The organism is Bacteroides sp. 1_1_14 (genome assembly GCF_000162515.1).
Classification (GTDB): domain Bacteria; phylum Bacteroidota; class Bacteroidia; order Bacteroidales; family Bacteroidaceae; genus Bacteroides; species Bacteroides thetaiotaomicron.
On record NZ_GG774718.1, the window covers coordinates 1 to 23,921 of the forward strand.

Sequence of the window (23,921 nt, forward strand, 5' to 3'; positions counted from 1 at the left end):
ATGATTGAAATGGATAGAAACAGGGTATCATTCGTTAAAGAAAAGGGTAGTTATAATGCTGATAAATAATTGATTATCACGTTTATATATGGATACAATAACATATATGACGATTAGGTTTATATTTCTCATTATTATAATAATCAACACTTTATATAAAGAATTAGTTCTGCAAAGACTTTGCAGATTTCGTATATTGGTATGCAAACACAAGAAGTGGCAATCAAGCCAATGGTGAAAGTTACACTGAAATCAGATGCACAAAATCTTGATGAGGTTATTGTTGTGGCTTATGGTACTGCGAAGAAGTCTTCATTCACAGGATCAGCTGCTGTCATTAAGGCAGATAAAATCGTTTCCGGTTCCAAAGAATCTTTTGACAAGGCATTGTCCGGTAAAATGGCAGGTGTGCGCACAGCCTCAGCAACTGGTGACCCAGGATCTATGGCCGAAATCAACATTCGCGGTGTCGGTTCTATCAGTGCTTCTAAAAGCCCGTTGTATGTTATTGACGGTGTCGTAACAAAGGCTGATGACGACATGAACTACTACGGTAAGACTCAAAGCGTATTGAGTACACTGAATCCTGAAGACATTGAGAGCATGACTGTTCTGAAAGATGCCGCTGCTGCTTCATTGTACGGTTCACGTGCCGCAAACGGTGTTATCATCATTACCACAAAGAAAGGTAAAGAAGGAAAAACGAATGTCAGCTATTCAGGTGAAGTAGGCTGGAACAAGATGGCTGTAAATGCTTTCAATATGATGGGATCAGCCGACTTGATTGACTACACTCGAGAATCATTAGCCAACTGTCTGGTTACTTACGGAATAACAGATAGCAAACAAGCAGCATTGAACAACATCGATAACGGAGGTGATATGTTCATTCCTCTGCTCGACTCACCGGCTACTGTTGCTGACTTTATCCATGACCCATCCGGTAAAGTAAATACGAACTGGAAGAAAGAAATCTATCGTACTGCTTTCACTCAAGATCACCAGGTATCTATCAACGGCGGTTCGTCAAAGACTCAGTTCTATGCCGGAGTTGGCTACAATAAGAGCGAGGGTATCGTTCTTGGTAGTGACTTCGAACGTATCTCCGGTCGTCTGAACGTTAATCACAAAGTAAATAACTGGCTGAACGTAGCTCTCAAGCAAATGATAGCCGCTACATCGCAAGATGGTTTCCGCGATCAGGGAGACCAGGCTCAAGGAATGGGTACTTCTTCTCCGATAGGTATTTTATTCGCAATGGACCCGACTGCTCCGGTAAAGAATGAAGATGGTTCATATAATAAAAATGCAGCATGGGGTAAAGTTACCAACCCGCATCTGATGCTAGGTGGTAAAGACAGCGATACAGCTCTGGAGTGGATTCAGACCAAAATGTTCCGTAGCATGACCAATGCAGATGTAACAATCAAATTCTGTGATAAGTTATCACTTAACTCTATCTTTGGTTATGACTATGTAGACAACAAGCACTTTGAATATTGGGATCGCAACAGTGTTAACGGTGGTTCCGTCAGCGGAATGGGTTCTCGTTATACCTTCGAAAGCCGCGTAGCTACCAGCTCTTCTACATTAAACTACACGGATACTTTTAAAGATATGCACAATCTGAACTTGATGGCCGGTTTCGAAGTTGAAAACAGAGACCTGCTGCAGATTGTAACTGTTGCCAAACGTTATTCAAGCCACTATCCCGAATTGGCCAACGGACAACCGGACCAAGCTGCAAGTTCAACCTTGGGAGCCGGCATGATGTCATATTTCGCAAGTGGCAATTATAACTATGATAACAAGTATTATCTTTCTGCCAGTTTCCGTCGTGATGGTTCGTCACGTTTGAGTGAAGACAATCGTTGGGCTAGTTTCTGGTCTGTATCCGGTGCATGGAGAATGAGTAAAGAAGGATTTATGCAAGATATGCCGTTATTTACCGACTTCAAGATCAAAGCATCTTATGGTACAAACGGTAACTTGCCCTCAGATTACTATGGTTACATGGACCTGTATACAGGTTCCGGATACGGAAGTGCTCCTGCTATTTACTGGTCAAGAATGGCAAACGACAAATTAAGCTGGGAAAAATCCAAGAACTTCAATATGGGAATTGAATGGAATATGTACGACCGCGTAAATCTGTCTCTGGAATATTACAATAAGAAGACTACGGATTTGCTGTTCGAAGTACCTACTTCATTAATCACCGGCTTTGACTCCCGTTGGGAAAATCTGGGTGCATTGAAGAACGACGGTTTCGAATTGGAACTCAATTCTAAAAATATCAGCAACAAGAACTTTACATGGACTTCAAACTTCAACCTGACTTACCAACGTGCATTGGTAGACAAACTTCCTGAAGGAAAAGATATCCAGTATGGAGACGGAGAAATGTATCTGCACCGTGAGGGAGAGTCAATGTATACATTCTATCTGCCCGAATGGAAAGGTGTAAATCCTGAAACAGGTTTGGGAGAATTCTGGTTAGATCCTGAAGATCACTCAAAGGGAGTGGTAAATGACTACTCCGAAGCAGGTAAGGGAATTGTAGGAAAAGCATTGCCTGATGTTATCGGTGGATTCAGCAACACTTTCACATACAAAGACTTTGACCTGTCATTCCTGATCACTTATCAGTTTGGTGGTGACATGTTCGATTATCCGGGATATTTTTCTCATCATGATGGCGTAAGAATCGGTTCCATGAACCTGTCAGAAGATGTAGCCGGAAACTACTGGAAAAATCCGGGTGATAAAGTAGACAACCCGATGCCTATCTACGCTAACCCTTATCGTTGGGACAGATTCTCAAGCCGCACAATCAAATCGACTGACAATATTCGTCTGAGAGAAATGACAGTAGGATATACTCTGCCGGTATTGAAGAAGCACATTTCCAACTTCCGCATCTACTTCAGAGCAAACAATCTGGCTATGTTGTGGTCGAAGACTAAAAACATTGACCCGGATGTAGCGATCAATGGTTATCGTCAGGCAGATACACCGGCATTGAGAAGCTGTGTATTCGGCATTAATATCAAATTATAATCTATAAACAGACTGAATAATGAAAAAAATATATTTACCCATTCTATTACTGACGTTGGCAGTATCCTCATGCGATACTTTCGACAAAGTGCCTTCCAGTGAATGGCCTTCAGAAGGTGCTATTAAGACTCTTGAAGATTTACAGTTTGCAGTTAACGGTGTTTATGAGTCTCAGACTTCTTCTATAGACGCGGGAACTAATCCACGTGGCAGCTACGCAGGTGATTTCTTCTTGTACGCCGACCAAAGAGGCAGCGACTTCAAAGCCATCGGTAGCAATAAGCAAACAGTTGATGTATATGCCTACCAGGCTACTAAGAACAGTTCTGATTCATACTATTTCTACAAACGCTTTTATCTTTCTCTGGCAAGAATAAACAAAGTTTTGGAGGGAGTTAAGAAATCCGGTCTGGAAGGAGCTGAAGTTGATGTTCAGGTAGGCGAATTGTATGCTTTGCGGGCACTTTTCCACTTTGACTTGGCCCGCTTGTTCGCTAAACTTCCTTGTAATGCACAGGCCAGCGATCCAGGTATCGTATTGTCTACAGAAGTTTTCGAATCCGGATATACAGCAGAAAGAGCTACTATTGCGAAAACTTACGAAACCATTCTGGATGACTTGAAGACTGCATTGGATAATCTCCCAGAAACCAGCAAGGTAGTAACTGCCGGTCATATCGACTATTGGGGAGCCCGTGCACTGAGAGCCCGTGCATATCTCTACATGAATGAGAACAGTAAAGCACTTGAGGACGCCAAATATGTAATCGAAAAATCTCCATACAAGCTATACACCAAAGATGAATACGAAACAGTATGGACCAAAGTTGGAAGCAGTGAAAGCATTTTCGAGTTCCTGATTACCTCACTCTACAATGCACAACGTAACTCTCTCGGATTCTACACACATGCCGAAGGTTATGCTGAAGCCGGTATCACCGAGGGATTCAAAAATTTCCTTCAAGAACGTCCGGAAGATGTTCGCAGCACTCTGATTGCTGAAGAAAGCGACGGTGGAGATAACGAAGGCTGGTATATCCAGAAGTATCCGGGACGCGACGGAGAAATATATGTAAATAATCCGAAAGTAATCCGCCTGTCCGAAGTATATCTGATCGCCGCAGAAGCTGCATTAAAAGCAGGTGGTGCTGATCCTGCCAGCTATATCAATGACTTGCGTAAGCAAAGAATAGCCGACTATGAAGACGTTGCTTCTGTTACTATCGATGATATTCTGACAGAACGCAGACTGGAACTTTATGGTGAAGGTCATAACGCCTGGGATACATGGAGAAACAAAAAGGCAGTAACGAATGCCCAGGTTCCGGCCGGTCCGATCAACTATGACGACTATCGTACCGTAATGCCTATTCCGGTTTCCGAGATCAATGTATCTAACGGTAAGCTGAAACAAAACGAAGGCTACTAATACACTGAAACTATTTTAATAACGAGCCCGTTTAACTTTAAGCAGTTAAACGGGCTCGCTTTTTATTTTCCATTTCCGAATTTACACATGAGTGTAATCTTATCCGTTCCTCCCCACAATACAGACTTCTACTTGCAGATACCGCTCAGCCCTTCTCTCACAATATCCGCCAATATCGGCTTCGCTCCACTCACAAAGCATTCCACTGCAATCACCATCAGAATCAATCCCATCAAACGCATCATCACATTATTTCCGGTCTCTCCCAGTACTTTCACCAGTCGGGTGGAAGCACGGAGAATGAAGAACGTCAACAGATAAATCAAAGCGATTGTTCCGATCAATATACCTTTCATGGCGTAAGTATGAGAGTCCTGCATCAAAACGATGGCGTTAGCGATAGCCCCGGGACCACACAACATCGGAATTCCAAGAGGAGTAATGGAGATGTCATCGGCATAGGTTTTAATCTCTTCGTCTTTAAGTTTCATCGGAGTATACCGTGCCTGAAGCATATCAAAACCAATCTTAAAGATAATTACTCCACCGGCAATACGGAAACCATTGGTAGAGATACCGAAGAATTTGAAAAGGAACTGCCCGGCAAAGACAAACACCATCAACGTTATAAACGACACGATGGTGGCACGGCGCACAATAGTCTGCCGCTCCTTATCTGTCATTCCGTGTGTCATGGTCAGAAAGACCGGCATTGTCCCCAAAGGATTGGTCAGCGTAAAGAACGAAGTAAAACAAAGTAAGGCAAATGGCAGAAGCGTACTATCCATGATGTTATCGTATTTTATACATTTATTAGATGCAGCAAAAATACGACTTAATCCATAAAACCTACAATAAATTCATTAATTCTTTCAGTGAATGGATATGATAGGTAGGCTGAAAAGGAAAAGCGGTTCGTTCCGTCACATCATAGAAAGCCTGATGCATCCCTACCCCATGCGCTCCGGTAATATCGGCTTCCCAACTGTCACCGATCATTAACGATTCGCGTAACTCAGACTGGGTGGCAGATAAAGCAAAATGAAAGATTTCGGGCCAAGGCTTTAATACGCCAAGGTCCTCCGAAAGAATGATCTTCTTAAAATAACGATCTACTCCTGCCGAACGCATCTTACGCGACTGCAGCTCCCGGAAACCATTGGAAAGGATATACAGATTATATTGCGGCGCAAGATACTCCAACACTTCTTTGGCATGGGGCATCAGACCGCTTTTGATAGGAATAATGGCAAAGAAATCTTCCGAGAAACGCTCAGCCAAAGCCTCATCCTCCACTCCTACTGCCTGTAAGGGATAAAAGAAACGCTGGCGGTTCAGTTCCTCCTTCGTCACCTTTCCCTCTCCATATTCAAGCCAGAGTTCGGTATTGCGTCGTTGATACAGTGTGTAATAATGATCGAACGAGTCAAAATAGCGGTCAAATGAATATTTCTGATATACTTCTTCAAAGGTGTCGCGTGCATTTCGTGAGAAAGCCCAGATGGTGTCATCCAGGTCAAAAAAGAGATTTTTATATTTCATTGGCTCCGTGATATATATAATATGAGAAATAAAAAAGCCAATGTGCTAATTTCTTGAATTCAGGAATCAGCACATTGGCAATTCTAACCAGGTATGTCTACCTTATTTTACCTGAATAACCAAGTATCTGGATACGCTCCAGAATTCGGCAGGATTAGTAATTTTCAAAGTCAGCTGACCTTTGTCATCTTTCACCAGTTCATAAGAACCTGTCGGATGAGTAGTCAACAACTCAGCACGTTTGGAGTACAACTTGATTTCTTTTGTTGTACGGATATCGATCTGAGTAAAATAATCCTTGTTGAAATCAGCGCTCTTCAGCACGTCACCGCTCTGAAGAATCTTCTGGGCTTTCAACTCTGATTTTGTTCCGAATACGAACCATGCGGCATTCAGACTCTTATCCTGTTCGGCAACGGTTTTAGCTTTCGCTTCGTTTTCGGCAGCCAAAGATTCTTTGGCAGCAGACAGGTCGCTGACAGCTGCATCCAGTTCCTGGATACGAATGTTCTTAGATGCCAGTTCAGTCTGAAGTTCTTCGATACGTTGTTGTTTAGCTTTCAATTCAGCAGTCAGAGCTTCTACAGCTTTCTTCATCTGAGTAGAGTTGTACTTGCTGTTTTTCAGCTGAGCTTCCAGTTTTGCAATCTGAGCTTTGTTTTCTTCCATTTGCTTGGAGATGAATTCAATGTCAGAAGCAATCTGTTGCTTGGCACTGGCTGAATTTTCGGTAATAGTACCACGCTGCAAGTCCACACGGCTTTCGGCAGCATTGATCTTACGGAATCCTTCCTGCACTTCATTGAAAGTTCCCATCATATCATCCAATTCAGCGTTACGCTGTGTCAATTCCATTAAAAGAGAGTCATTTTCAGCCTTAAGGTCTTTGCTTCCACCTTTAAAGTCACACGAAGCCAACATGGCTGCGCACATAAATAAAACTGCTAACTTTTTCATACGTTTACGTTTTACGTTTTTAAATGAAGTTATTTTAATCGTCTATTCCTGCTAATACTATCACAATCTCGCCCCGGGGCTCGGTAGCGGTAAAGTGTTCTATCAATTCCGCCAAACTTCCCCGAACAGTTTCTTCGTGGAGTTTGGATATTTCGCGAGACACGGTTGCCTGACGTTCAGTGCCGAAATATTCGGCAAACTGTGTCAACGTTTTCAACAAGCGGTGAGGCGATTCATAAAACACCATAGTACGATGTTCTTCTGCCAATGCCTTCAGTCGTGTCTGTCGTCCTTTCTTCTGAGGGAGGAACCCTTCGAAACAGAACTTTTCATTCGGCAGTCCCGATGCTACCAATGCCGGAACAAAAGCTGTCGCTCCCGGCAAACATTGCACTTCGATACCGTTGCGCACACATTCGCGGACTACCAAAAATCCCGGATCAGAAATCCCGGGTGTTCCGGCATCCGAAATCAATGCCACGGTTTCACCTGCCTTTATTCTATTAACAACACTTTCCACCGTTTTATGTTCATTAAATTTGTGGTGAGATTGCATTGCATTCTTTATTTCAAAGTGTTTCAGCAAAATACCGGAAGTACGTGTATCCTCTGCCAAAATCAGATCGACCTCTTTCAGCACCTTGATTGCCCGAAAGGTCATGTCCTCCAGATTTCCTACCGGCGTAGGTACTACATATAACTTTCCCATAAACTTTTATGCTGATTGATTAAAATACTTTTTTAGCAACTCCAGAAAGTCGGCCATCGCCTCATTCTCTTCGTTTACGCTGACTTTCGAGGCAAGAAATGCCACGGCAGTCTTATAAGAACTCATGACTGATATCTGCTCGATAACACAATTCATCAGTTCGGGGTCCCCGCCGAATATCTCACGTGAGAAACGGAAAGAATCATTCAGGCTGATGGAATGACGTAATCCGGCAGCCATCTTTATGCTTTCGCCCAATACGGCAGCTTTCGGCTCCTCTATCAGAAGCGATTCGTCGTCTTCCGACTCATCTTCCGCTTCTTTCTCTTCCATTTCGTCTTCGACAACAGGTTCCTCCATTACAGTTTCTTCCACAGCAGTCTGCATTTCCTGTACTATCACAGGTTCATCTTCTCCCGATGCTGTCGCTTCATTCTCTTCCACAACCGGTTCTTCTATCACCGGATATTCGATTTCCTCTATTACAGGGGCTTGTTCTTCAACAATGGGGGCTTCTATTTCCGCTTCCGCTACAGGAGAAGACGAGGCTTCCACCGGCACAGCACTTATCTCTTCCGACAACTGTTCCAAACGCTCCTGCATACGTAGGATGCTCCGCTTCAACAGTTCAGACAAAGTCTGAGTCGGCTCTTTAGAAAACGTATTCATGAGTAGCTTCAGCTCATGAACATCCAGCTCAATATCTGTTAATAGCTTCTGTTTCATTTCCATCCATTGTTATTATGGTGCGAATGTAGGAATAATTTATGCAATAACTTAAAATAATGGATAATTTAACAGTTCTTGTACATCGAATTGTTTACCTTTGTCCATTCATTTATTTAATCAAGAAAGCACGAAAATCACATGGTATTATTTTCAGAAGACCACATACAAGAGACCAGAAGAAGAGGTAGAATAGAGGTAATCTGCGGTTCAATGTTCTCCGGAAAGACGGAAGAATTGATTCGCAGAATGAAGAGAGCCAAGTTCGCACGCCAGCGTGTAGAGATATTCAAACCGGCCATCGACACCCGTTATTCGGAAGAAGACGTGGTATCACACGACAGTCATTCCATCGCATCCACCCCTATCGATTCATCGGCAAGTATCCTGCTGTTCACTTCTGAAATAGATGTAGTAGGCATCGACGAAGCACAGTTCTTTGATGACGGACTGATTGACGTATGCAGACAGCTTGCCAATAACGGTATCCGTGTCATCATCGCCGGACTGGATATGGACTTCAAAGGGAATCCCTTCGGACCAATGCCTCAGTTATGTGCCATTGCCGACGAGGTCTCCAAGGTTCATGCTATCTGCGTGAAGTGCGGTGATTTGGCATCTTTCTCTCATCGTACCGTCAAGAATGACAAGCAGGTACTTCTAGGAGAGACAGCCGAATACGAGCCGCTTTGCAGGGAATGCTACCTCCGTGCACGGGGAGAGGACGGACAGAAGATATAAACTCTATTTAAAACATATATGGAAAGAAAGAAGATAACATTCGACAGTTTTATACGTGGTTCCATCGGATGTGTACTGGTGGTAGGGATACTAATGCTTGTGGAACGGCTCAGCGGAGTGTTATTACCTTTCTTTATAGCTTGGTTGATCGCCTACATGGTTTATCCGTTAGTCAAGTTTTTCCAGTATAAGCTACGGTTAAAGAGCCGTATTGTTTCTATCTTCTGCGCCTTGTTTCTGATTACTCTTGTCGGAATATCCTTATTCTATTTGTTGGTGCCTCCCATGGTTTCGGAAATAGGCAGGATGAATGACTTACTGGTAACCTACCTCACCAATGGAGCCGGGAATAATGTACCCAAGAATCTTTCCGAATTCATTCATGAGAATATTGATCTTCAGGCGCTCAACCGTATATTAAGCGAAGAGAATATTCTTGCAGCCATCAAAGATACGGTGCCCAGAGTGTGGGCCCTGCTTGCGGAGTCGCTCAATATCCTGTTCAGCATTCTCGCCTCCTTTATCATATTATTATATGTAATCTTTATATTGCTGGATTATGAAGTCATAGCCGAAGGATGGCTGCATCTGCTGCCCAACAAGTATCGTACCTTCGCATCCAACCTCGTACATGATGTACAGGACGGCATGAATCGGTATTTCCGTGGTCAGGCACTGGTTGCCTTTTGTGTGGGGATTCTGTTCAGTATAGGCTTCCTTATTATCGATTTTCCGATGGCTATCGCTCTAGGGCTTTTCATTGGAGCGCTTAATATGGTTCCTTACCTGCAAATCATCGGTTTCCTCCCTACGGTCCTATTGGCGATCCTTAAAGCTGCCGATACGGGAGAGAATTTCTGGATTATTATAGCATGCGCACTGGCAGTCTTCGCTATCGTCCAAATTATACAGGATACTTTCCTCGTCCCCAAAATCATGGGAAAGATTACGGGACTGAATCCCGCCATCATCCTTTTATCCCTTTCTATCTGGGGTTCATTAATGGGAATGCTGGGTATGATCATTGCCTTGCCTCTGACCACTTTGATGCTTTCCTACTATCAACGCTTTATTATCAACAAAGAAAGAATAAAATATGATGAAGTAGAAACTACTGATAATCAAGAAACAAGCGATAAAGAGGAAAAATAATTGGAACTTTTTTCTACGAAACACTTGCAAATTAAATAAAAGTAACTACCTTTGCACCCGCAATCAGGAAATAACTGATTCGCAAATAAGGATTGATTCGCTAGCTCAGCAGGTAGAGCACAACACTTTTAATGTTGGGGTCCTGGGTTCGAGCCCCAGGCGGATCACTGAAACAACAAGAAGAATCAAGCAAATCCCTGATAATCAGACATTATCAGGGATTTCTTTTTTCCAGCAGATAGCAGAAAATAGCCGTTTCAAGCATATTATCGGTGGATAAATCGTGGGACTAAAATTTAGTTCTAAAAAGTCCCACAAATTTGCATCTTTCTCACTGATTCATAGCATTTTGCATAGACTTACTTTGGAAGAGAATACATAGTTTTGTAACTTAAAAAACGATGTAAAAATGGCTCGAAAATCATTTTCTGTTTTGTTCTTTATCAAAAAGCCAAGTTATTAAAGAACGGAGAAGCACCTGTGTGCATGAGAATCACTGTAAACGGCTGTATGGTAGATATTTCTATCAAAAGAAGTTGTCCCGTAAACCTATGGAATCAAGCAAAAGAGAATTCAAAAGGAAAAGACCGTATGTCGGTGGAACTGAACCACTACTTAGAAATCACACGCTCACGCATACACCAAATTTATAGGGAACTGGAAACTTCCGACAAGGTTATCACCGTTGATCTTGTGAGAAAACTGTATTATGGTGTGGATGAAGAAAGCAAAACCCTTTTGCAAGTATTCAGAGAACACAACGAACAAAGTCGTAAGCTGATCGGCAAAGACTTTGTTAGTAAAACCGTTCAACGGTATGAAACCACTACCCGATATTTGGAGGAATTCATTAAGAAAGAATATCAGCTATCGGATATTGCTCTAAACAACTTGGAAGCTAATTTTATTTCTAAGTTCGATGCTTTTTTGAAGATTGAAAAAGGTTGTGCGCAGAACTCTGCTATCACCCGATTGAAGAATTTGAAGAAGATTATCCGCATTGCTTTAGAAAACGACTGGATAAAGAAAGATCCGTTTGCTTATTACCGCTTCAAACTGGAAGAAACCGATCCTGAATTTCTGACAATGGACGAGATTAAAATCATTCTCGCTAAAGAGTTCACAATTAAACGAGTAGAACAGGTACGTGACGTTTTTGTCTTTTGCATTTTTACTGGCTTGGCGTTCAGCGATGTGAAAGATTTATCACCTGAACACTTGGTAAAAGACAACAAAGGGGAACTTTGGATAAGGAAGAACCGCCAAAAGACCAAAATCATGTGTAACATTCCTGTGTTACCTGTGGCAGCTTCCATACTTGATAAATATAAGGATGTGGCAGAGTGTACCGGAAAACTTTTACCTGTATTGTGTAATCAACGCATGAACAGTTATTTGAAGGAGATTGCCGATGTGTGCGGAATTCATAAAAATCTTAGCACACATACCGCCCGTCATAGCTATGCCACAAGCATTTGCCTTGCAAATGGCGTGAGTATGGAGAATGTAGCAAAGATGTTGGGACACGCAGATACAAACGTAACAAAACATTATGCACGAGTATTGGATCAGAATATTTTCAAGGATATGCAAAAAGTAAATAGCTGTCTGTCGGAATTAGCTATATAATAAAGGTAGTAGCCAATATAGAAAAAGGATTGGGAAGAATGAATTTCATTTTCTCAATCCTTTTTTAAGGTAAGTTTTTCAAAACTTAATATGAAGTATTGACAAAGGTAAGTTCCGTATTCAGTCTGTTCAAGTCCGAGCCTTCGGTTTGAATAAAAATCTTCCTCTCCATTTCATTCCGAGCGTATTTTTATCCAAAGACTTGCACAGACTAAATACTTCACTGGAAAAATCAATGATTCAAATTAAATTCCGAAAAACAATGTTTTGGGCTTGGCAGGTTACTCTTTCCAACTTTCAAAGTAGTGCTTTTGAAGCAGTTTATCAATATCACTCTGACGGTAGATGATTTTACCTTTTATCTGGATAAAGGGGATTAGCCCTGTATCTCGCCATTCTTGCAGGGTTCGCAAACTGACATTCAGTTTCTTGGAAACTTCATTGTTAGAAAGAAAACGCTCCCCGTTCAGGTGGGGTTTATAATGCTTGACTATAGATTCAATACCGTTCAGCATCGAATCAAGCGAAGAAATAAACTCTTTAACTTGCGGGGTATCTTTATTTATTAGTTCCATGATTGAAAGATTGTTTTATTGAAATATTGATTTCAAGATGGCTAGATAGCTGGCTAGTTACGCAGATAGTCACCCAGCGATGAAATGCTAAGTACATCTTTTGCCGAATCATAATCTACATAGAGCCGTTTGGATGCAGTGGCAATAAAATACTGGCTACCATCTTGTTGTATCTCATAAGTAGCGGGTGAAGCCTGTTTGGTAGTTTCCGATACATATATAATAGAAAGAAGGTACTCTTTATCATTCCGATAGATGATAACCGTAGGATTCAGATTAATGCTTTCCCATGTGCCAACAATGGAAAACAGGTTGAAAAACAGATAATCTTTTTTAATTCTTTTCATAAGACGTGGGGTGTTTGGGTGATTGATTTTGCGTTTCACTGTCTGCAATAATTCTTTCAATATCGGAAGGCTTATAATAAATCTTACTACCAATTTGAGAATAAGCCAATCTTCCGCTACTTCTGTAATACTGCAAAGTTCGCTTACTAACGCCTAACAACAGGCACACTTCCTGACTATCCAGCCAGTTTTCGACTTTCTGGGTATGAGTGCTGCACAAACTTTCTATCCGTTTGGCAAACTCCGTGAACCTCTCGCAGACATACGAAAAGGTTTTCTTTTCAATAGTTACTACTTCCATACTTTCAATTTTAAAAGGTTTATAAAACGTGTCGATTTTATTTTCATCGGCAAATAAAAGAAGAATCATGAGCCGTTTTCAAAACTGTCCGAAAGTGGCGAAGTAAAGTTCTTAATGACTTAATATGTACTTATCGTGGCAACATAATACAATGATTTATAGACCAAATACTCATTGATTTAGGCAGATCATATAGAAACAAAGAAAAATAAACCGATATTTCTTTGTCAATTCAAAAATAACGCTTATGTTTGCAGTGACCAATAACAACAAAATAGTCACACAGTATGGCAAAAGCATTTGATGACAACGAAAGAAAGCTTATAAAGGATAAACTCAAAGAAGGAGCTTTGCTATTTATCCAGCAACAAGGGGTACGTAAAACTTCTGTAGATGAGCTTGTTAAATATGCCAATATTTCTAAAGGAGCATTTTATCTATTCTATACATCAAAAGAACTTCTTTTTTTCGATACAATAATAGACTATCATAAGAAATTGGAAAAAGAATTTCTTAATGCCATAAATAAGCATACCAATAATATTACGGTTGATACATTGACAAATATTATATCTGACTTGCTAATCAACAACAAACCATACTTTGTATCTATCTTCGTTAATAGTGATGTGGAATATCTAAATAGAAAGCTCCCTCAAGAAGTACTTTCAAAACACGTAGATGATGATGTCATGCTAGCAAACGAACTACTGAAATTTATTCCAGAAAGTAAATCAATTGATACAAAAGTATTTGCAGGGGCTTTAAGAGCTGCATTCTTGACTATTCTAAACGAGAAAACAATTGGAACAGATATTTACAATGAAGTTTTCAAGTTTATAGTTAGGGGAATAGTACAGCAACTATTTAAAGACTAATCCAATACAACAAGATTATATAATATCAACTGACTATGTGCAAATATGTTACATAGCGATACTTTGAATTTACAATATGACCATATAAGCAATTTTAGTCATACGATATAAAATTTAAAAATTATGATTACAGTAAAAAACTTATCGTTTAGTTATTCTCAACTACCATTTATTGAGAATATGAATTTTCAAGTAAGAAGCGGAGAAATATTTGGCTTCTTAGGACCTTCTGGAGCAGGAAAAAGCACTCTTCAAAAGATATTAATAGGTATGCTCCCTAAATATAAGGGGAGTGTTTCTATTAATAATAATGAAATTAGAAATAAGTCTGACCAGTTCTATGAGAGTATTGGTGTCGATTTTGAATTCCCTAGTTTTTATGAGAAATTCACCGCATTGGAGAACTTAAAATTCTTTGGTTCTTTATATGACTGTAAGCTGATTCCTGTCGAACAATTATTAGAAATGGTTGGACTATCACAACATGCCAATAAGAAAGTGGCAGGTTTTTCTAAAGGTATGAAATCCAGATTAAACTTTGCCCGATCAATTATTCATCAGCCCAAAGTGTTATTTTTGGATGAGCCAACATCTGGTTTAGATCCTTCAAACTCCCAAGTGATGAAAAACATTATTCTTGATCTTAAAAATAAAGGAGTAACAATCATTCTGACTACTCACAATATGCACGATGCAACCGAACTTTGTGATCGTGTAGCATTTATTGTTAATGGCAACATTAAAGCTATGGACACTCCTCATAATCTTATCATGTCAAGGCGTTATAATGAAGTAACATATTCATATTTGGAGAATCAAAAAGAATTAAATACTACAATCGCACTTGACAAAATAAGTACAGACAAAAAGCTACAATCTCTGATTCAAGCTAATGCCTTATTATCAATACATAGCAATGAGCCAACATTAGACAATATATTCTCAGAAATAACAGGGAGGAAATTACTATGAAGCTTAAAGGTTTAATACTTGGCGATATTCGGCAACAATACAAATATGGTTTTTATGCCCTATATACGTTATTTACAATGGTGTATATTGCAGTATTGCGCATTCTTCCTATGCCGTGGAAAGAACTATGCACAACTACCCTTATATTTTCAGACCCCGTACTGATTGGATTAATGTTTATGGGAGCAATCATATTATTCGAGAAAAGCGAAAAAGTAATGCAGGCATTAGCAGTTTCGCCCATATCGGTACACGCATACATTTTGTCAAAGGTAATTTCTATCGGGCTGATTTCTTTGCTAAGTGGAGTTCTGATTGCATTGTTCTCAGGCATGGAACATTCCTACATACATCTTACAGTTGGAATTATGTTAGGTTCAGCATTATTCACACTGGTTGGAATATCACTTTCCGCTTTTATTTCAACCATGAATAATTTTATGCTGATTATGATTTCCACTTTAATAATATCTGTAGCTCCCATATCTGTTTATACAATGGGCTATAAATCGGGAGCTATGCTATTACATCCAAGTATAAGTTTTATAGAACTTATGTCTGGAAATATCAGCGTCATGTCTCTAATGGTAATAAGCATTTGGTGCATTGCGATGTATATTTTTTCTTGTCTGTCAGTAAAAAAAATGATGACGATATAATTATGAATCAGAATATTATTTCCTTCAAAATGTTTGTCAGAAACATATTCTCAGATGGTATGTTATCTGCAATAATATGTATCCCGTTACTATTAGCGGCAATATATAGGTTTGTTTTCCCCTTAATTGTACAGCATTATCCGATGCTAAAGGATTTCAATCTATATTATCCGATATTGGATTTATTCCTTGCAATTATGTGTCCTTACATGATTTGCTTCGCTTCGGTCTTAGTGGTATTAGATGAAACAGATATGAAAATCAATAGGTATATCACAATCACCCCACTTGGGAAGAAGGGTTATCTTATATCAAGATTGCTTATTCCTGTTTTATTTGCAGCTATTGTTTCTTTCGTGCTGCTTTCTTTTTGTTCTGTATCAGGTATGTCATTATGGACTACATTTATAATATCAATATTGGCTACAATACTAAGCGTTGTGGCTGCTATGATTATTTTAGCATATGCGGGAAATAAAGTGGAAGGTATGGCACTTGCAAAAGTATCTGCTTTAGTTATGGTTGGGCTAATTATACCTTTTGTTATTACAGATAGTACCCAATATATATTTTCATTTCTCCCTTCTTTTTGGATAGCCAAGTTTCTAATAAGTAATAACTATTGGTTTATTCTACCAACGATCTTTCTTTCTGGCGGACTGATTTACATATTATATAATAGATACAGCACAAAAATATAGTTTCTTCTAAAATCGATACTATTAATACCGAATATATAAAAATATAGCCCCCTAAATAAGCATATTGGATTTACGATTATACGAATTAATATTATTCACTATCTAAAAATTATGCTTATGAATGAGTTATTGAAAATGAAGTTTTTTGAGCTATTGTCTAAAACTTCACAAGAAGTTACTAACACAGAGATGCAAGATGCTTATGGAGAATTTGTCAAGCACATAGTCACAATTAGCAATTCAGAAGATTATTCCTATATCTTTCGGATGCTAAATCTCACCCGTATTGAGATAGCACCCTTAAAAGAGTTATATCAATGTGGGCAGGGGGAAAAATGCGCTTAAAATTCTCTATGTCCATAAAGCGTTATCGACAATTGATGCCGAGTTACAATTAATCAACTTGAAAATTAACCATCCAGAACAATTTAAGTTATCTATTCCTACAGCGTTCAAGTCCGACCTATATGTAATCCCTAAGTCAAAAGACTTGGGGATTATTGGCATTGCAGAAATCGTATTAGCTCTGTTTTTACAGGGGCAAATCGTTGGCGAAGATGGAAAACCTGTCCCAGAAGTTCGTTTAGCTCGTGGCTTTGAGCAGCTTTTCAATCTAAAATTCGGAAGTATTTACGATAAGGTAGGTGAAGTATTTACCCGCAAGTCGTACAACCTTACCAAAACATTGGATGCCTTACGAAATGCTATCATCAAAGAGGATCGAAAACGTAAGAACCGATAAAGATCAAAAAGATACTTGTGTAAACTATTAATTTCCAGAGATTTGAAATTCTCTTTTCAGGGAGTAGGTAACTACTCCTCTTTTTCTGCTACATTGTTTTACTGAATTTTGCTTCATCAATCGATTGAGAACAATAATGTTAAACTAAAAAATGAAGCAAAATGTATATAGACAACGAAAACTTCGAGAAATGGATGGAGAAGCTATCTAAGAAACTCACTGAGATAGGACAAGACTTAAAATCCCTTATCAATACCGATCAGGTATTAGAAGAAAATGAACGATTACTTGATAATCAGGATTTAGCATTTCTATTAAAAGTGTCTTTCAGAACTTTACAACGCTATCGACTAAAAGGTAAGCTCCCTTACTTTACTATTGGGCATAAAACCTACTATCGGGCTAGCGATATTAGAGCTTTTGTACGTGAACGAGCCGATTATCAAACTTATAAACAGTTTGAAAAAGCCAATCAATTAAAAAACAAACCCTGACAGCAAAATGCAGCAGAGGAGAGAAGCTTGTGTTTAAGCTATCACTTTGTGTTACCACCCCGATTTAGCAGAAACCGCTTCACCTATCGGTTCAGCCCGTTTCACTAAATCGAGCAAGAGGGAACTGGACAAGTCCTGTTCTTCCCTCTTGCTCTGCGAGGCAAAGCCTTCGGCTTTAGCGTGTTACAAGAACACGCTGTAATGACACCTGTAATAAGCATTTTCTTTTTAATGCTTATTTTCAGGTATTTATCTATTCATATTTCTATAAAAAAGTAATTACCATGTCAAACAGCAATCGAAAAACGATATTCACTACCATTTCCATAGACAAGGAAACGGCAGCTTTGGTAGAGAAGATATGCAAACGCTATTCACTGAAAAAGAGTGAAGTTGTAAAGTTGGCGTTCGGATATATTGATAAGGCACATATCAACCCATCCGAAGCACCTGAATCCGTAAAATCGGAACTGGCGAAAATAAATAAGAGACAGGATGATATTATCCGCTTCATCCGTCACTATGAAGAAGAACAACTGAATCCCATGATACGGGCAACAAATTCTATCGCTTTACGCTTCGATGCTATTGGCAAAACTTTGGAAATTCTTATTCTCTCTCAACTAGAAGCCAGTCAAGAGAGACAAACAGCCGTACTCAAAAAGCTAAGTGAACAGTTCTGTAATCATGCCGATGTTATAAACAACCAATCCAAACAGATTAACGCACTTTATCAAATACACCAACGAGATTATAAAAAGTTGCTTCACTTGATACAACTCTATTCGGAACTATCTGCTTGTGGTGTGATGGATAGTAAAAGGAAAGAGAACTTGAAAGCGGAAATCAGCAATCTGATAAATACATAGAGTTATGCACATAGACTTTGCCCCGCCATCTAACGGTACATATAATAATGCTGGTAGTAGTCGACAGCTTACTAACTACCTCGAACATGAAGATTTAGAAAGAATGGAGAAAGGTATTTATACCGAAGGCTTTTTCAATCTGGAAGATGATAACATCTACAAATCAACCGTTATAAAAGATATAGATAGCAATATCGGGCAACTCCTAAAGACAGATGCTAAGTTTTATGCTATTCATGTCAGCCCATCGGAAAAGGAACTCCGAGTAATGGGTAATACAGAACAGGAACAAGCCAAAGCAATGAAGCGCTATATCCGAGAAGTGTTTATACCTGAATATGCAAAGAATTTCAATAAAAAACTATCCGCTTCTGATATAAAATTTTATGGCAAAATCCATTTCGACCGCAACCGTTCCGACAACGAATTAAATATGCACTGTCATTTGATAGTGAGCCGTAAAGACCAAACCAACAAAAAGAAGTTATCACCGCTTACCAATCACAAGAATACCCAAAGCGGAATAATTAAAGGAGGTTTCGATCGTGTAAATCTGTTCAAACAAGCAGAGCAGGGCTTTGATAAACTCTTTAGTTATGACCGCCAACATTCTGAATCATTTGACTACCATAACACAATGAAGAACAATTCTATCTCCGAGCAACTTGAATTACAGGTACAAACCTTTATTGGCGAAAAGAAAAAAGATAAATTCCAATCCAGTGAGAAAGAAAACAATATTTCTTGCAATCTTGATAGCAAGATGGAAAACAAGCATTCTCACAATCAACAAAATAACAATGGCGGTGATTCTTTGTTATCTATCTTTTCGTTGGGTGATGGCAATAGTTATAATGCTACACAAGCAGAGGAATTACAAGCACAGAGACGCAAAAAGAAAAAAAGAAAGGACGTCAGTTATAATTCTGTACTTTAATAAGTAAAATGATAAAATTATAGCTTATATACTTAATTAAATCAATAAATTTTCTTTTTACTACATAATACGAACTTCCATACTATCAGAAAAACGAAGTGATCAACATAGTCTTAACTGTTTATGCTTAACCTCTTGATTTTTTTACACTTTTTTATTATATTTGCGGAACAACCAATAAATTTAATTCAGATGGATAAATATACTCACAAAAATCAAAAAGAACAATCAAAGAAAATCAGATTGTACAATATTGCTATCTACCCAGAAGAGTGTCAATCTCCAGAAAGATACACTGAGTTATTTAAAGCAGTAAAAGAAAAAAAATCCGTATAAACACATATTCAGATAAAAATACAAGGATAAGAACTTTGTATGAGCATGATGGATTAATCTATGGTTCATTAATTAACTATACAAAACTAAATGAAGAAGGGTGGTTTAATGAGGAAACAGAAGAAATTGAAGATGTAAATATCAATCCTAACCTAAATCCCAACTCAAAAGAATGGGAATATTTCTTCTTGCCACAAGCACATCGTTTAGCAATATTTGAAGACGCCAATACATCTTCATCCCAAATAGCCTATTTTTTTTGAAGAAGCATTAAATAAAGTTACAGATAAGAACAAAGGTGAGAATGTAAAAGTTAATATTGTAGCAACAGAGGATGCTATTGAAAAGATCTTTAATGCAGTACAATTAACCAATTTAGAAATCAAAGTATCATATACGAACAATGATAATAATGATGAATGGGAAGCCATCATAGACGAGCAAATGAAAGAAAGCGAAGTATCTATCGTTTCAACAAAAGTATCAGGAACCAAAAAGAAACCTATAAAATTAAAGAAAAAACTTTTTTAGGTGGCATGTTGAAACTTAGTAGGGAAAACGGGTATGCTAAAGCTACTGCATATTTTGATGGAAAACGAGATGTTATTAATACGAAAGAGCATCCTTTAATTGATGAGGTTAGATATGAAAATGAAGATTCTCTGTTAGATAAAATAAAGAGTCGTATATTATCATTATCAAAAAGACATGAATAAGAAAAAAAGTACAGGCTGGAAAATAGTATGGGAAATATACCCTTTCTGCAATTTATGCAAAGGGTGTATTAAGCCTATAATATTAACAGCCTTAACACTAATTCCACTTCTATTTTCAAAAAAGTCACCTTTTGAACACATAGAAATAGTAAGCACTTTAATCACAAGTGCTTTTCCTAGTATTATAGGCTTTGTGCTAACAGGATATGCTCTTATTATTGGATTTAGTAGTTCCGAAATAATAAGTTATTTGGCGAAAGACAGAAATGAGAAAAAATATTCACTATTTCAAGTTGTAAATTCAACATTTGCCATAGTGATGGGTGCTATTATTAGCACTTTTTTATGTGGGGCTTTTTGTCAGTTCATTCAAAAGGCACAAGTACCATTCCTATTTAGCAAAGGATTTGATTGTTTTAATTACTTAGTCCTTTTCTTATTGCTTTTTTCTCTCTATTATTCTATTTGCTCATTATTAGACATCGTTATTAATATTTTCAACTTAGGTCAATTTGCAAATACTCTTGCGAAAAGAAAGTATCAAGAGAGTGAAAATAAAAAAAACATCACTGTAAAGAAGAAAAGTTTTTTTGAGAAAATAATAGATTGCCTTTTTACAAAGAAAACACATGATTAAAAATAAAACTTTATCATGTTTATTATTTGTAATATATAAAGCCTTAAAGTTTGCCTTACAACTTTTGCAAAGTATCAGAAATTTATTATCTTTGCTGTTAGTATTCTCCATGAGCAAACTACTGCAAAAGCACGTAGCAAATTAGTGGGATAAATCATGGGATATGCTTGAAGCGAAAAATATAAAGTTTTAAATATCAGCGTGGTAACTCTCTTAGGAGAATCCCAGGCGGATCACTAAAATAAGAGAGCAATTCAAAGTTATTTTTTGAGTTGCTCTTTTTCATAACGCAAGATGTACAATATTTTAAACCAAGGATGATGGTAAAAAGAATAAAGAGGTATACTCAATATCTGTCCGAAAGCAGCACAATAAGAAATTAAATTTCCTATTATAAAGAATCTAAAACAAATACAAATGTCGAAATCGTACAATAGGAATCCTATACGATTGCTTATATTTGTACTACCAGATCGTTTTTCAACAGATACCCTTTCTAAATATGTACAAAGAATACTTACCATGCCATATACTTGCTCCCTACGTTGATAGATATTGGGAATTCAAAGGCCAAACAGAACAAGATATGCAAATAAAACTATCTACAGATGGATGTACGGACTTTATGTTTATATTAGAAAGCACTGTTAATCATGGTATTATAATGCAGCCTTATCATTCTTATTTTATTGGTCCCATGAACGTCTGTTCGACATTAATAACATCATCAGGTACTATCAATACATTTGGAGTTCGCTTTCGTCCATGCGGACTATCCCGTTTTATGAAAATTTCTCTAAGCGAATTGACAAATATAAGGTTAAGTGTGAATGACTTAAACACTATTTTTAGCGATTCTTTTGCTGAAAGGTTATTCGAAGAACAGGGTATTCAGTGCAAGATTAATTTAATAGAACGCTATCTGAAAGAGCACCTATATAAAAGCAGCCATACAATGGATACACAAATCGCATATGCTGTGAATCAAATTAATGCGCATGAAGGCAAGATATCCATAAGCCATTTAATGAACGAAGTTAATCTTTGCCAGCGACATTTTGAACGAAAATTCAAGTTACATACAGGTTTCACTCCTCAAAAATATAATAGTATAGTAAAATTCAAGAATGCGATTAAAATATTGAGGAACGAATCATTCGACAACCTTTTATCAGTAGCAGTAAAAGCCGGATATTATGATGCCTCTCATTTATCAAGAGAAATGAAAAAGTTATCCGGTAGTACTCCAAATTTCTTTTTATCATTGCCACCCGATAATGAGACTACTATCATTTATACAAAATAAAAAAGTCGAATTCATCCAATACCCATGTCTTACTATCCTTTATATTTGCAGCATTAACCAAGTATAAATAATAAAAACATGAAACTTTGGAAATATAGTGGGACATTTTTAACAGCGACAGGAATCATTCATACGATTTATGCACTATTTATCGGAAAAGATGCTTTTTCGGAAATGCTCAGAAATGGATTGGTAAATTCTATTGGAGAGAATTATAGTCAAGGATTCGCCTTTTGGTTCTTGATTTGTGGAGTAATACTTATCCTTTTGGGGCAAACACTCCAATATTATATCAAAAAAGAACAAAAACCGGCACCCGTATTTTTAGGTTACTCTATTTTACTACTTACTGTAATCGGTTGCATTATTGAACCAGTCTCCGGTTTCTGGCTCTTCCTGCCACAGGCAATTATTATTATTTATCCAAATAAAAAATAAGGTTGTAATATCCTTTGAATTTGAAAAACTAGTCACATATCACCAAACATATAGAATTCTTATATTTATCTATATGACACCTAGGCAGCACCCTCACAGTAAATTGATAGCAGTTTTACTCTCATGCTCTAACAATTCACTTGCATCCCTTTATTCATCGATGTTTCCGGTGTGGTAGTAAGTGTGGTGGCAGAGTGAGAGCAACCTCTTGCTCTCACTCCGTATCAGTGCATTACGCATCTCCCTTGATATAATACTTTGATTTACAATATATTATATCAAATATATCAACTATTAATAATTGATATATCAGTCATTAATAATTGATAAATCAGGTGTTAATAGCTAACAACTCAGGTCTTAATAGTTGATAACTCAGCTTTTATTGACCTATAAATGATTTATTGCTTCCTGAAAGAACAGGTTAATTGAAACATTTGCTGTGGTCAAGTCACTCCAATCATATAAGTTAAGTACCAGTTTCCTGCTTGGGGAACTGTCGTTTCCTTATAAGGGAACGACAGTTCCAAGGCAGGAAACGCGCATTTCCAATAGAGGAAACGACGAGGTAAAAGTTGCTTGTGATGTGTACTGGTTTTAGTTGACAACTTCGTTTGTTATAACTGAATTAGTTTACTCAATATACTTTAATATCTAAATAGGTTTACTTTTGTTATTCTTATTCCTATGTTAGTTGTCTTTTGTTGGTGCTTGCAAATTTATGCATCTTCCTTTATTTACGCAAGCCTTCTTCAGGAAAATGTAATGTTGCCAACAACCAAAAACTCTTCGGTCGGGGATCGTCCTAGCGGCAAGGGCGGGACCACCCATCCCGACGAGCGGGTATTATGCTGTTAATCCTACCGTTTCGCTGACCACTTCCATAGGTGTCCTCATGTTTATCCCTTGATGAGGCCGCACATGATTATATACATATACAGCATCTTCAATGCGCTTGCTTACTTGCTCGAAGCTCTCATCATCACAGTCGAATAGCCAACCGTTTTTAATGGTGTTGTTCATTCTTTCAGCCAATGCATTATGTAAAGGATCACCACACTGCGTCAT

At 38.1% G+C, this 23,921-nt stretch carries 29 protein-coding genes, 1 tRNA gene and 1 pseudogene; 21 read left to right on the forward strand and 10 right to left on the reverse strand.

Features of this window, described 5'->3' with window-relative positions:
* Window positions 1-162: 162 nt before the first annotated feature.
* Both HMPREF9007_RS00715 and HMPREF9007_RS00710 read left to right on the forward strand, forming a co-directional pair.
* Window positions 163-3,060 (forward strand): TonB-dependent receptor, encoded by a 2,898-nt coding sequence (locus HMPREF9007_RS00715; protein ID WP_256185515.1) that lies wholly within the window; start codon window positions 163-165, stop codon window positions 3,058-3,060.
* A 19-nt stretch (window positions 3,061-3,079) separates the two neighbouring features.
* The gene (locus HMPREF9007_RS00710; RefSeq protein ID WP_008763831.1) at window positions 3,080-4,489 is read left to right on the forward strand and encodes a RagB/SusD family nutrient uptake outer membrane protein; all 1,410 of its coding nucleotides are present in this window, start codon (window positions 3,080-3,082) and stop codon (window positions 4,487-4,489) included.
* A gap of 128 nt (window positions 4,490-4,617) precedes the next feature.
* On the opposite strand, the gene HMPREF9007_RS00705 is transcribed toward HMPREF9007_RS00710, so the two are convergent.
* The 5 genes from HMPREF9007_RS00705 to HMPREF9007_RS00685 all read right to left on the reverse strand — a co-directional run bounded on the left by HMPREF9007_RS00705 (window position 4,618) and on the right by HMPREF9007_RS00685 (window position 8,423).
* Window positions 4,618-5,277 (reverse strand): MarC family protein, encoded by a 660-nt coding sequence (locus HMPREF9007_RS00705; protein WP_008763832.1) that lies wholly within the window; start codon window positions 5,275-5,277, stop codon window positions 4,618-4,620.
* 61 nt (window positions 5,278-5,338) lie between these two features.
* Window positions 5,339-6,031, reverse strand: a complete 693-nt coding sequence (locus HMPREF9007_RS00700; protein WP_008763833.1) for a YjjG family noncanonical pyrimidine nucleotidase — start codon at window positions 6,029-6,031, stop codon at window positions 5,339-5,341.
* 102 nt (window positions 6,032-6,133) lie between these two features.
* A complete protein-coding gene (locus tag HMPREF9007_RS00695; protein WP_008763834.1) occupies window positions 6,134-6,988 on the reverse strand; it encodes a hypothetical protein in 855 nt (284 codons plus the stop codon).
* Window positions 6,989-7,022: 34 nt separating this feature from the next.
* Complete coding sequence (gene rsmI, locus HMPREF9007_RS00690; RefSeq protein WP_008763835.1) at window positions 7,023-7,697, reverse strand: 16S rRNA (cytidine(1402)-2'-O)-methyltransferase; 675 nt, start codon at window positions 7,695-7,697, stop codon at window positions 7,023-7,025.
* Between the two features lie 6 nt (window positions 7,698-7,703).
* The gene (locus HMPREF9007_RS00685) at window positions 7,704-8,423 is read right to left on the reverse strand and encodes a hypothetical protein (protein WP_225651451.1); all 720 of its coding nucleotides are present in this window, start codon (window positions 8,421-8,423) and stop codon (window positions 7,704-7,706) included.
* Window positions 8,424-8,564: 141 nt separating this feature from the next.
* On the opposite strand from HMPREF9007_RS00685, the gene HMPREF9007_RS00680 reads away from it, so the two are divergent.
* The 4 genes and pseudogenes from HMPREF9007_RS00680 to HMPREF9007_RS00665 all read left to right on the forward strand — a co-directional run bounded on the left by HMPREF9007_RS00680 (window position 8,565) and on the right by HMPREF9007_RS00665 (window position 11,945).
* Complete coding sequence (locus HMPREF9007_RS00680) at window positions 8,565-9,164, forward strand: thymidine kinase (protein WP_008763837.1); 600 nt, start codon at window positions 8,565-8,567, stop codon at window positions 9,162-9,164.
* An 18-nt stretch (window positions 9,165-9,182) separates the two neighbouring features.
* The gene (locus HMPREF9007_RS00675) at window positions 9,183-10,316 is read left to right on the forward strand and encodes an AI-2E family transporter (protein WP_008763838.1); all 1,134 of its coding nucleotides are present in this window, start codon (window positions 9,183-9,185) and stop codon (window positions 10,314-10,316) included.
* A 94-nt stretch (window positions 10,317-10,410) separates the two neighbouring features.
* Window positions 10,411-10,483: transfer RNA gene (locus HMPREF9007_RS00670), tRNA-Lys, on the forward strand.
* A gap of 242 nt (window positions 10,484-10,725) precedes the next feature.
* A pseudogene (locus HMPREF9007_RS00665) lies at window positions 10,726-11,945 on the forward strand (site-specific integrase).
* Between the two features lie 281 nt (window positions 11,946-12,226).
* Here HMPREF9007_RS00665 and HMPREF9007_RS00660 read toward each other — a convergent pair.
* From HMPREF9007_RS00660 to HMPREF9007_RS00650, 3 genes are read right to left on the reverse strand one after another with little or no spacing between them, the layout of a single operon-like run.
* Window positions 12,227-12,520 (reverse strand): helix-turn-helix domain-containing protein, encoded by a 294-nt coding sequence (locus HMPREF9007_RS00660; RefSeq protein WP_004293696.1) that lies wholly within the window; start codon window positions 12,518-12,520, stop codon window positions 12,227-12,229.
* Between the two features lie 53 nt (window positions 12,521-12,573).
* Window positions 12,574-12,867, reverse strand: coding sequence for a DUF3876 domain-containing protein (locus tag HMPREF9007_RS00655; RefSeq protein ID WP_032850824.1), 294 nt, complete (start codon window positions 12,865-12,867; stop codon window positions 12,574-12,576).
* Entirely contained in the window at window positions 12,854-13,168 is a 315-nt protein-coding gene (locus tag HMPREF9007_RS00650) for a helix-turn-helix domain-containing protein (protein WP_032850825.1), read from the reverse strand. The genes HMPREF9007_RS00655 and HMPREF9007_RS00650 overlap by 14 nt, the downstream gene beginning before the upstream one ends.
* 287 nt (window positions 13,169-13,455) lie before the next feature.
* Here HMPREF9007_RS00650 and HMPREF9007_RS00645 point away from each other — a divergent pair, with 287 nt between their 5' ends.
* The 3 genes from HMPREF9007_RS00645 to HMPREF9007_RS00635 all read left to right on the forward strand — a co-directional run bounded on the left by HMPREF9007_RS00645 (window position 13,456) and on the right by HMPREF9007_RS00635 (window position 15,677).
* Window positions 13,456-14,046: a TetR/AcrR family transcriptional regulator gene (locus HMPREF9007_RS00645; RefSeq protein WP_008763842.1), complete on the forward strand. Its 591-nt coding sequence runs from the start codon at window positions 13,456-13,458 to the stop codon at window positions 14,044-14,046.
* A gap of 123 nt (window positions 14,047-14,169) precedes the next feature.
* The gene (locus tag HMPREF9007_RS00640) at window positions 14,170-15,018 is read left to right on the forward strand and encodes an ABC transporter ATP-binding protein (RefSeq protein ID WP_008763843.1); all 849 of its coding nucleotides are present in this window, start codon (window positions 14,170-14,172) and stop codon (window positions 15,016-15,018) included.
* On the forward strand, window positions 15,015-15,677 hold the full coding sequence (locus HMPREF9007_RS00635) for an ABC transporter permease (RefSeq protein WP_008763844.1): 663 nt from the start codon (window positions 15,015-15,017) through the stop codon (window positions 15,675-15,677). Before HMPREF9007_RS00640 ends, HMPREF9007_RS00635 begins: the two co-directional genes overlap by 4 nt.
* Before the next feature lie 301 nt (window positions 15,678-15,978).
* Here HMPREF9007_RS00635 and HMPREF9007_RS27325 read toward each other — a convergent pair whose 3' ends face one another.
* Window positions 15,979-16,278 (reverse strand): hypothetical protein, encoded by a 300-nt coding sequence (locus HMPREF9007_RS27325; RefSeq protein ID WP_165000549.1) that lies wholly within the window; start codon window positions 16,276-16,278, stop codon window positions 15,979-15,981.
* Between the two features lie 217 nt (window positions 16,279-16,495).
* Here HMPREF9007_RS27325 and HMPREF9007_RS00625 point away from each other — a divergent pair, with 217 nt between their 5' ends.
* From HMPREF9007_RS00625 to HMPREF9007_RS00580, 12 genes are all read left to right on the forward strand, one after another.
* On the forward strand, window positions 16,496-16,723 hold the full coding sequence (locus HMPREF9007_RS00625; protein WP_025835656.1) for a hypothetical protein: 228 nt from the start codon (window positions 16,496-16,498) through the stop codon (window positions 16,721-16,723).
* Window positions 16,698-17,120 (forward strand): hypothetical protein, encoded by a 423-nt coding sequence (locus HMPREF9007_RS00620; RefSeq protein ID WP_008763847.1) that lies wholly within the window; start codon window positions 16,698-16,700, stop codon window positions 17,118-17,120. Before HMPREF9007_RS00625 ends, HMPREF9007_RS00620 begins: the two co-directional genes overlap by 26 nt.
* 161 nt (window positions 17,121-17,281) lie before the next feature.
* Window positions 17,282-17,614 (forward strand): helix-turn-helix domain-containing protein, encoded by a 333-nt coding sequence (locus HMPREF9007_RS00615; RefSeq protein ID WP_008763848.1) that lies wholly within the window; start codon window positions 17,282-17,284, stop codon window positions 17,612-17,614.
* Between the two features lie 284 nt (window positions 17,615-17,898).
* Window positions 17,899-18,483 (forward strand): BfmA/BtgA family mobilization protein, encoded by a 585-nt coding sequence (locus HMPREF9007_RS00610; RefSeq protein ID WP_008763849.1) that lies wholly within the window; start codon window positions 17,899-17,901, stop codon window positions 18,481-18,483.
* 4 nt (window positions 18,484-18,487) lie between these two features.
* Window positions 18,488-19,420 (forward strand): DUF5712 family protein, encoded by a 933-nt coding sequence (locus HMPREF9007_RS00605; protein ID WP_008763850.1) that lies wholly within the window; start codon window positions 18,488-18,490, stop codon window positions 19,418-19,420.
* Window positions 19,421-19,612: 192 nt separating this feature from the next.
* Window positions 19,613-19,756, forward strand: a complete 144-nt coding sequence (locus HMPREF9007_RS27330; protein ID WP_005856617.1) for a hypothetical protein — start codon at window positions 19,613-19,615, stop codon at window positions 19,754-19,756.
* Between the two features lie 35 nt (window positions 19,757-19,791).
* Complete coding sequence (locus tag HMPREF9007_RS27955; protein ID WP_277754728.1) at window positions 19,792-20,019, forward strand: DUF4747 family protein; 228 nt, start codon at window positions 19,792-19,794, stop codon at window positions 20,017-20,019.
* The gene (locus HMPREF9007_RS27960; RefSeq protein WP_277754731.1) at window positions 20,009-20,287 is read left to right on the forward strand and encodes a DUF4747 family protein; all 279 of its coding nucleotides are present in this window, start codon (window positions 20,009-20,011) and stop codon (window positions 20,285-20,287) included. The genes HMPREF9007_RS27955 and HMPREF9007_RS27960 overlap by 11 nt, the downstream gene beginning before the upstream one ends.
* On the forward strand, window positions 20,176-20,472 hold the full coding sequence (locus HMPREF9007_RS27965) for a hypothetical protein (RefSeq protein ID WP_277754729.1): 297 nt from the start codon (window positions 20,176-20,178) through the stop codon (window positions 20,470-20,472). The genes HMPREF9007_RS27960 and HMPREF9007_RS27965 overlap by 112 nt, the downstream gene beginning before the upstream one ends.
* Entirely contained in the window at window positions 20,465-21,109 is a 645-nt protein-coding gene (locus HMPREF9007_RS27970; RefSeq protein ID WP_277754730.1) for a hypothetical protein, read from the forward strand. The genes HMPREF9007_RS27965 and HMPREF9007_RS27970 overlap by 8 nt, the downstream gene beginning before the upstream one ends.
* A 502-nt stretch (window positions 21,110-21,611) precedes the next feature.
* The gene (locus HMPREF9007_RS00585; RefSeq protein ID WP_008763853.1) at window positions 21,612-22,415 is read left to right on the forward strand and encodes an AraC family transcriptional regulator; all 804 of its coding nucleotides are present in this window, start codon (window positions 21,612-21,614) and stop codon (window positions 22,413-22,415) included.
* 78 nt (window positions 22,416-22,493) lie between these two features.
* Window positions 22,494-22,853, forward strand: a complete 360-nt coding sequence (locus tag HMPREF9007_RS00580) for a DUF6463 family protein (protein WP_008763854.1) — start codon at window positions 22,494-22,496, stop codon at window positions 22,851-22,853.
* A gap of 846 nt (window positions 22,854-23,699) precedes the next feature.
* On the opposite strand, the gene HMPREF9007_RS00575 is transcribed toward HMPREF9007_RS00580, so the two are convergent.
* Window positions 23,700-23,921 (reverse strand): integrase core domain-containing protein (locus tag HMPREF9007_RS00575; protein ID WP_008763855.1); only part of this gene is annotated, 222 nt, incomplete at its 5' end.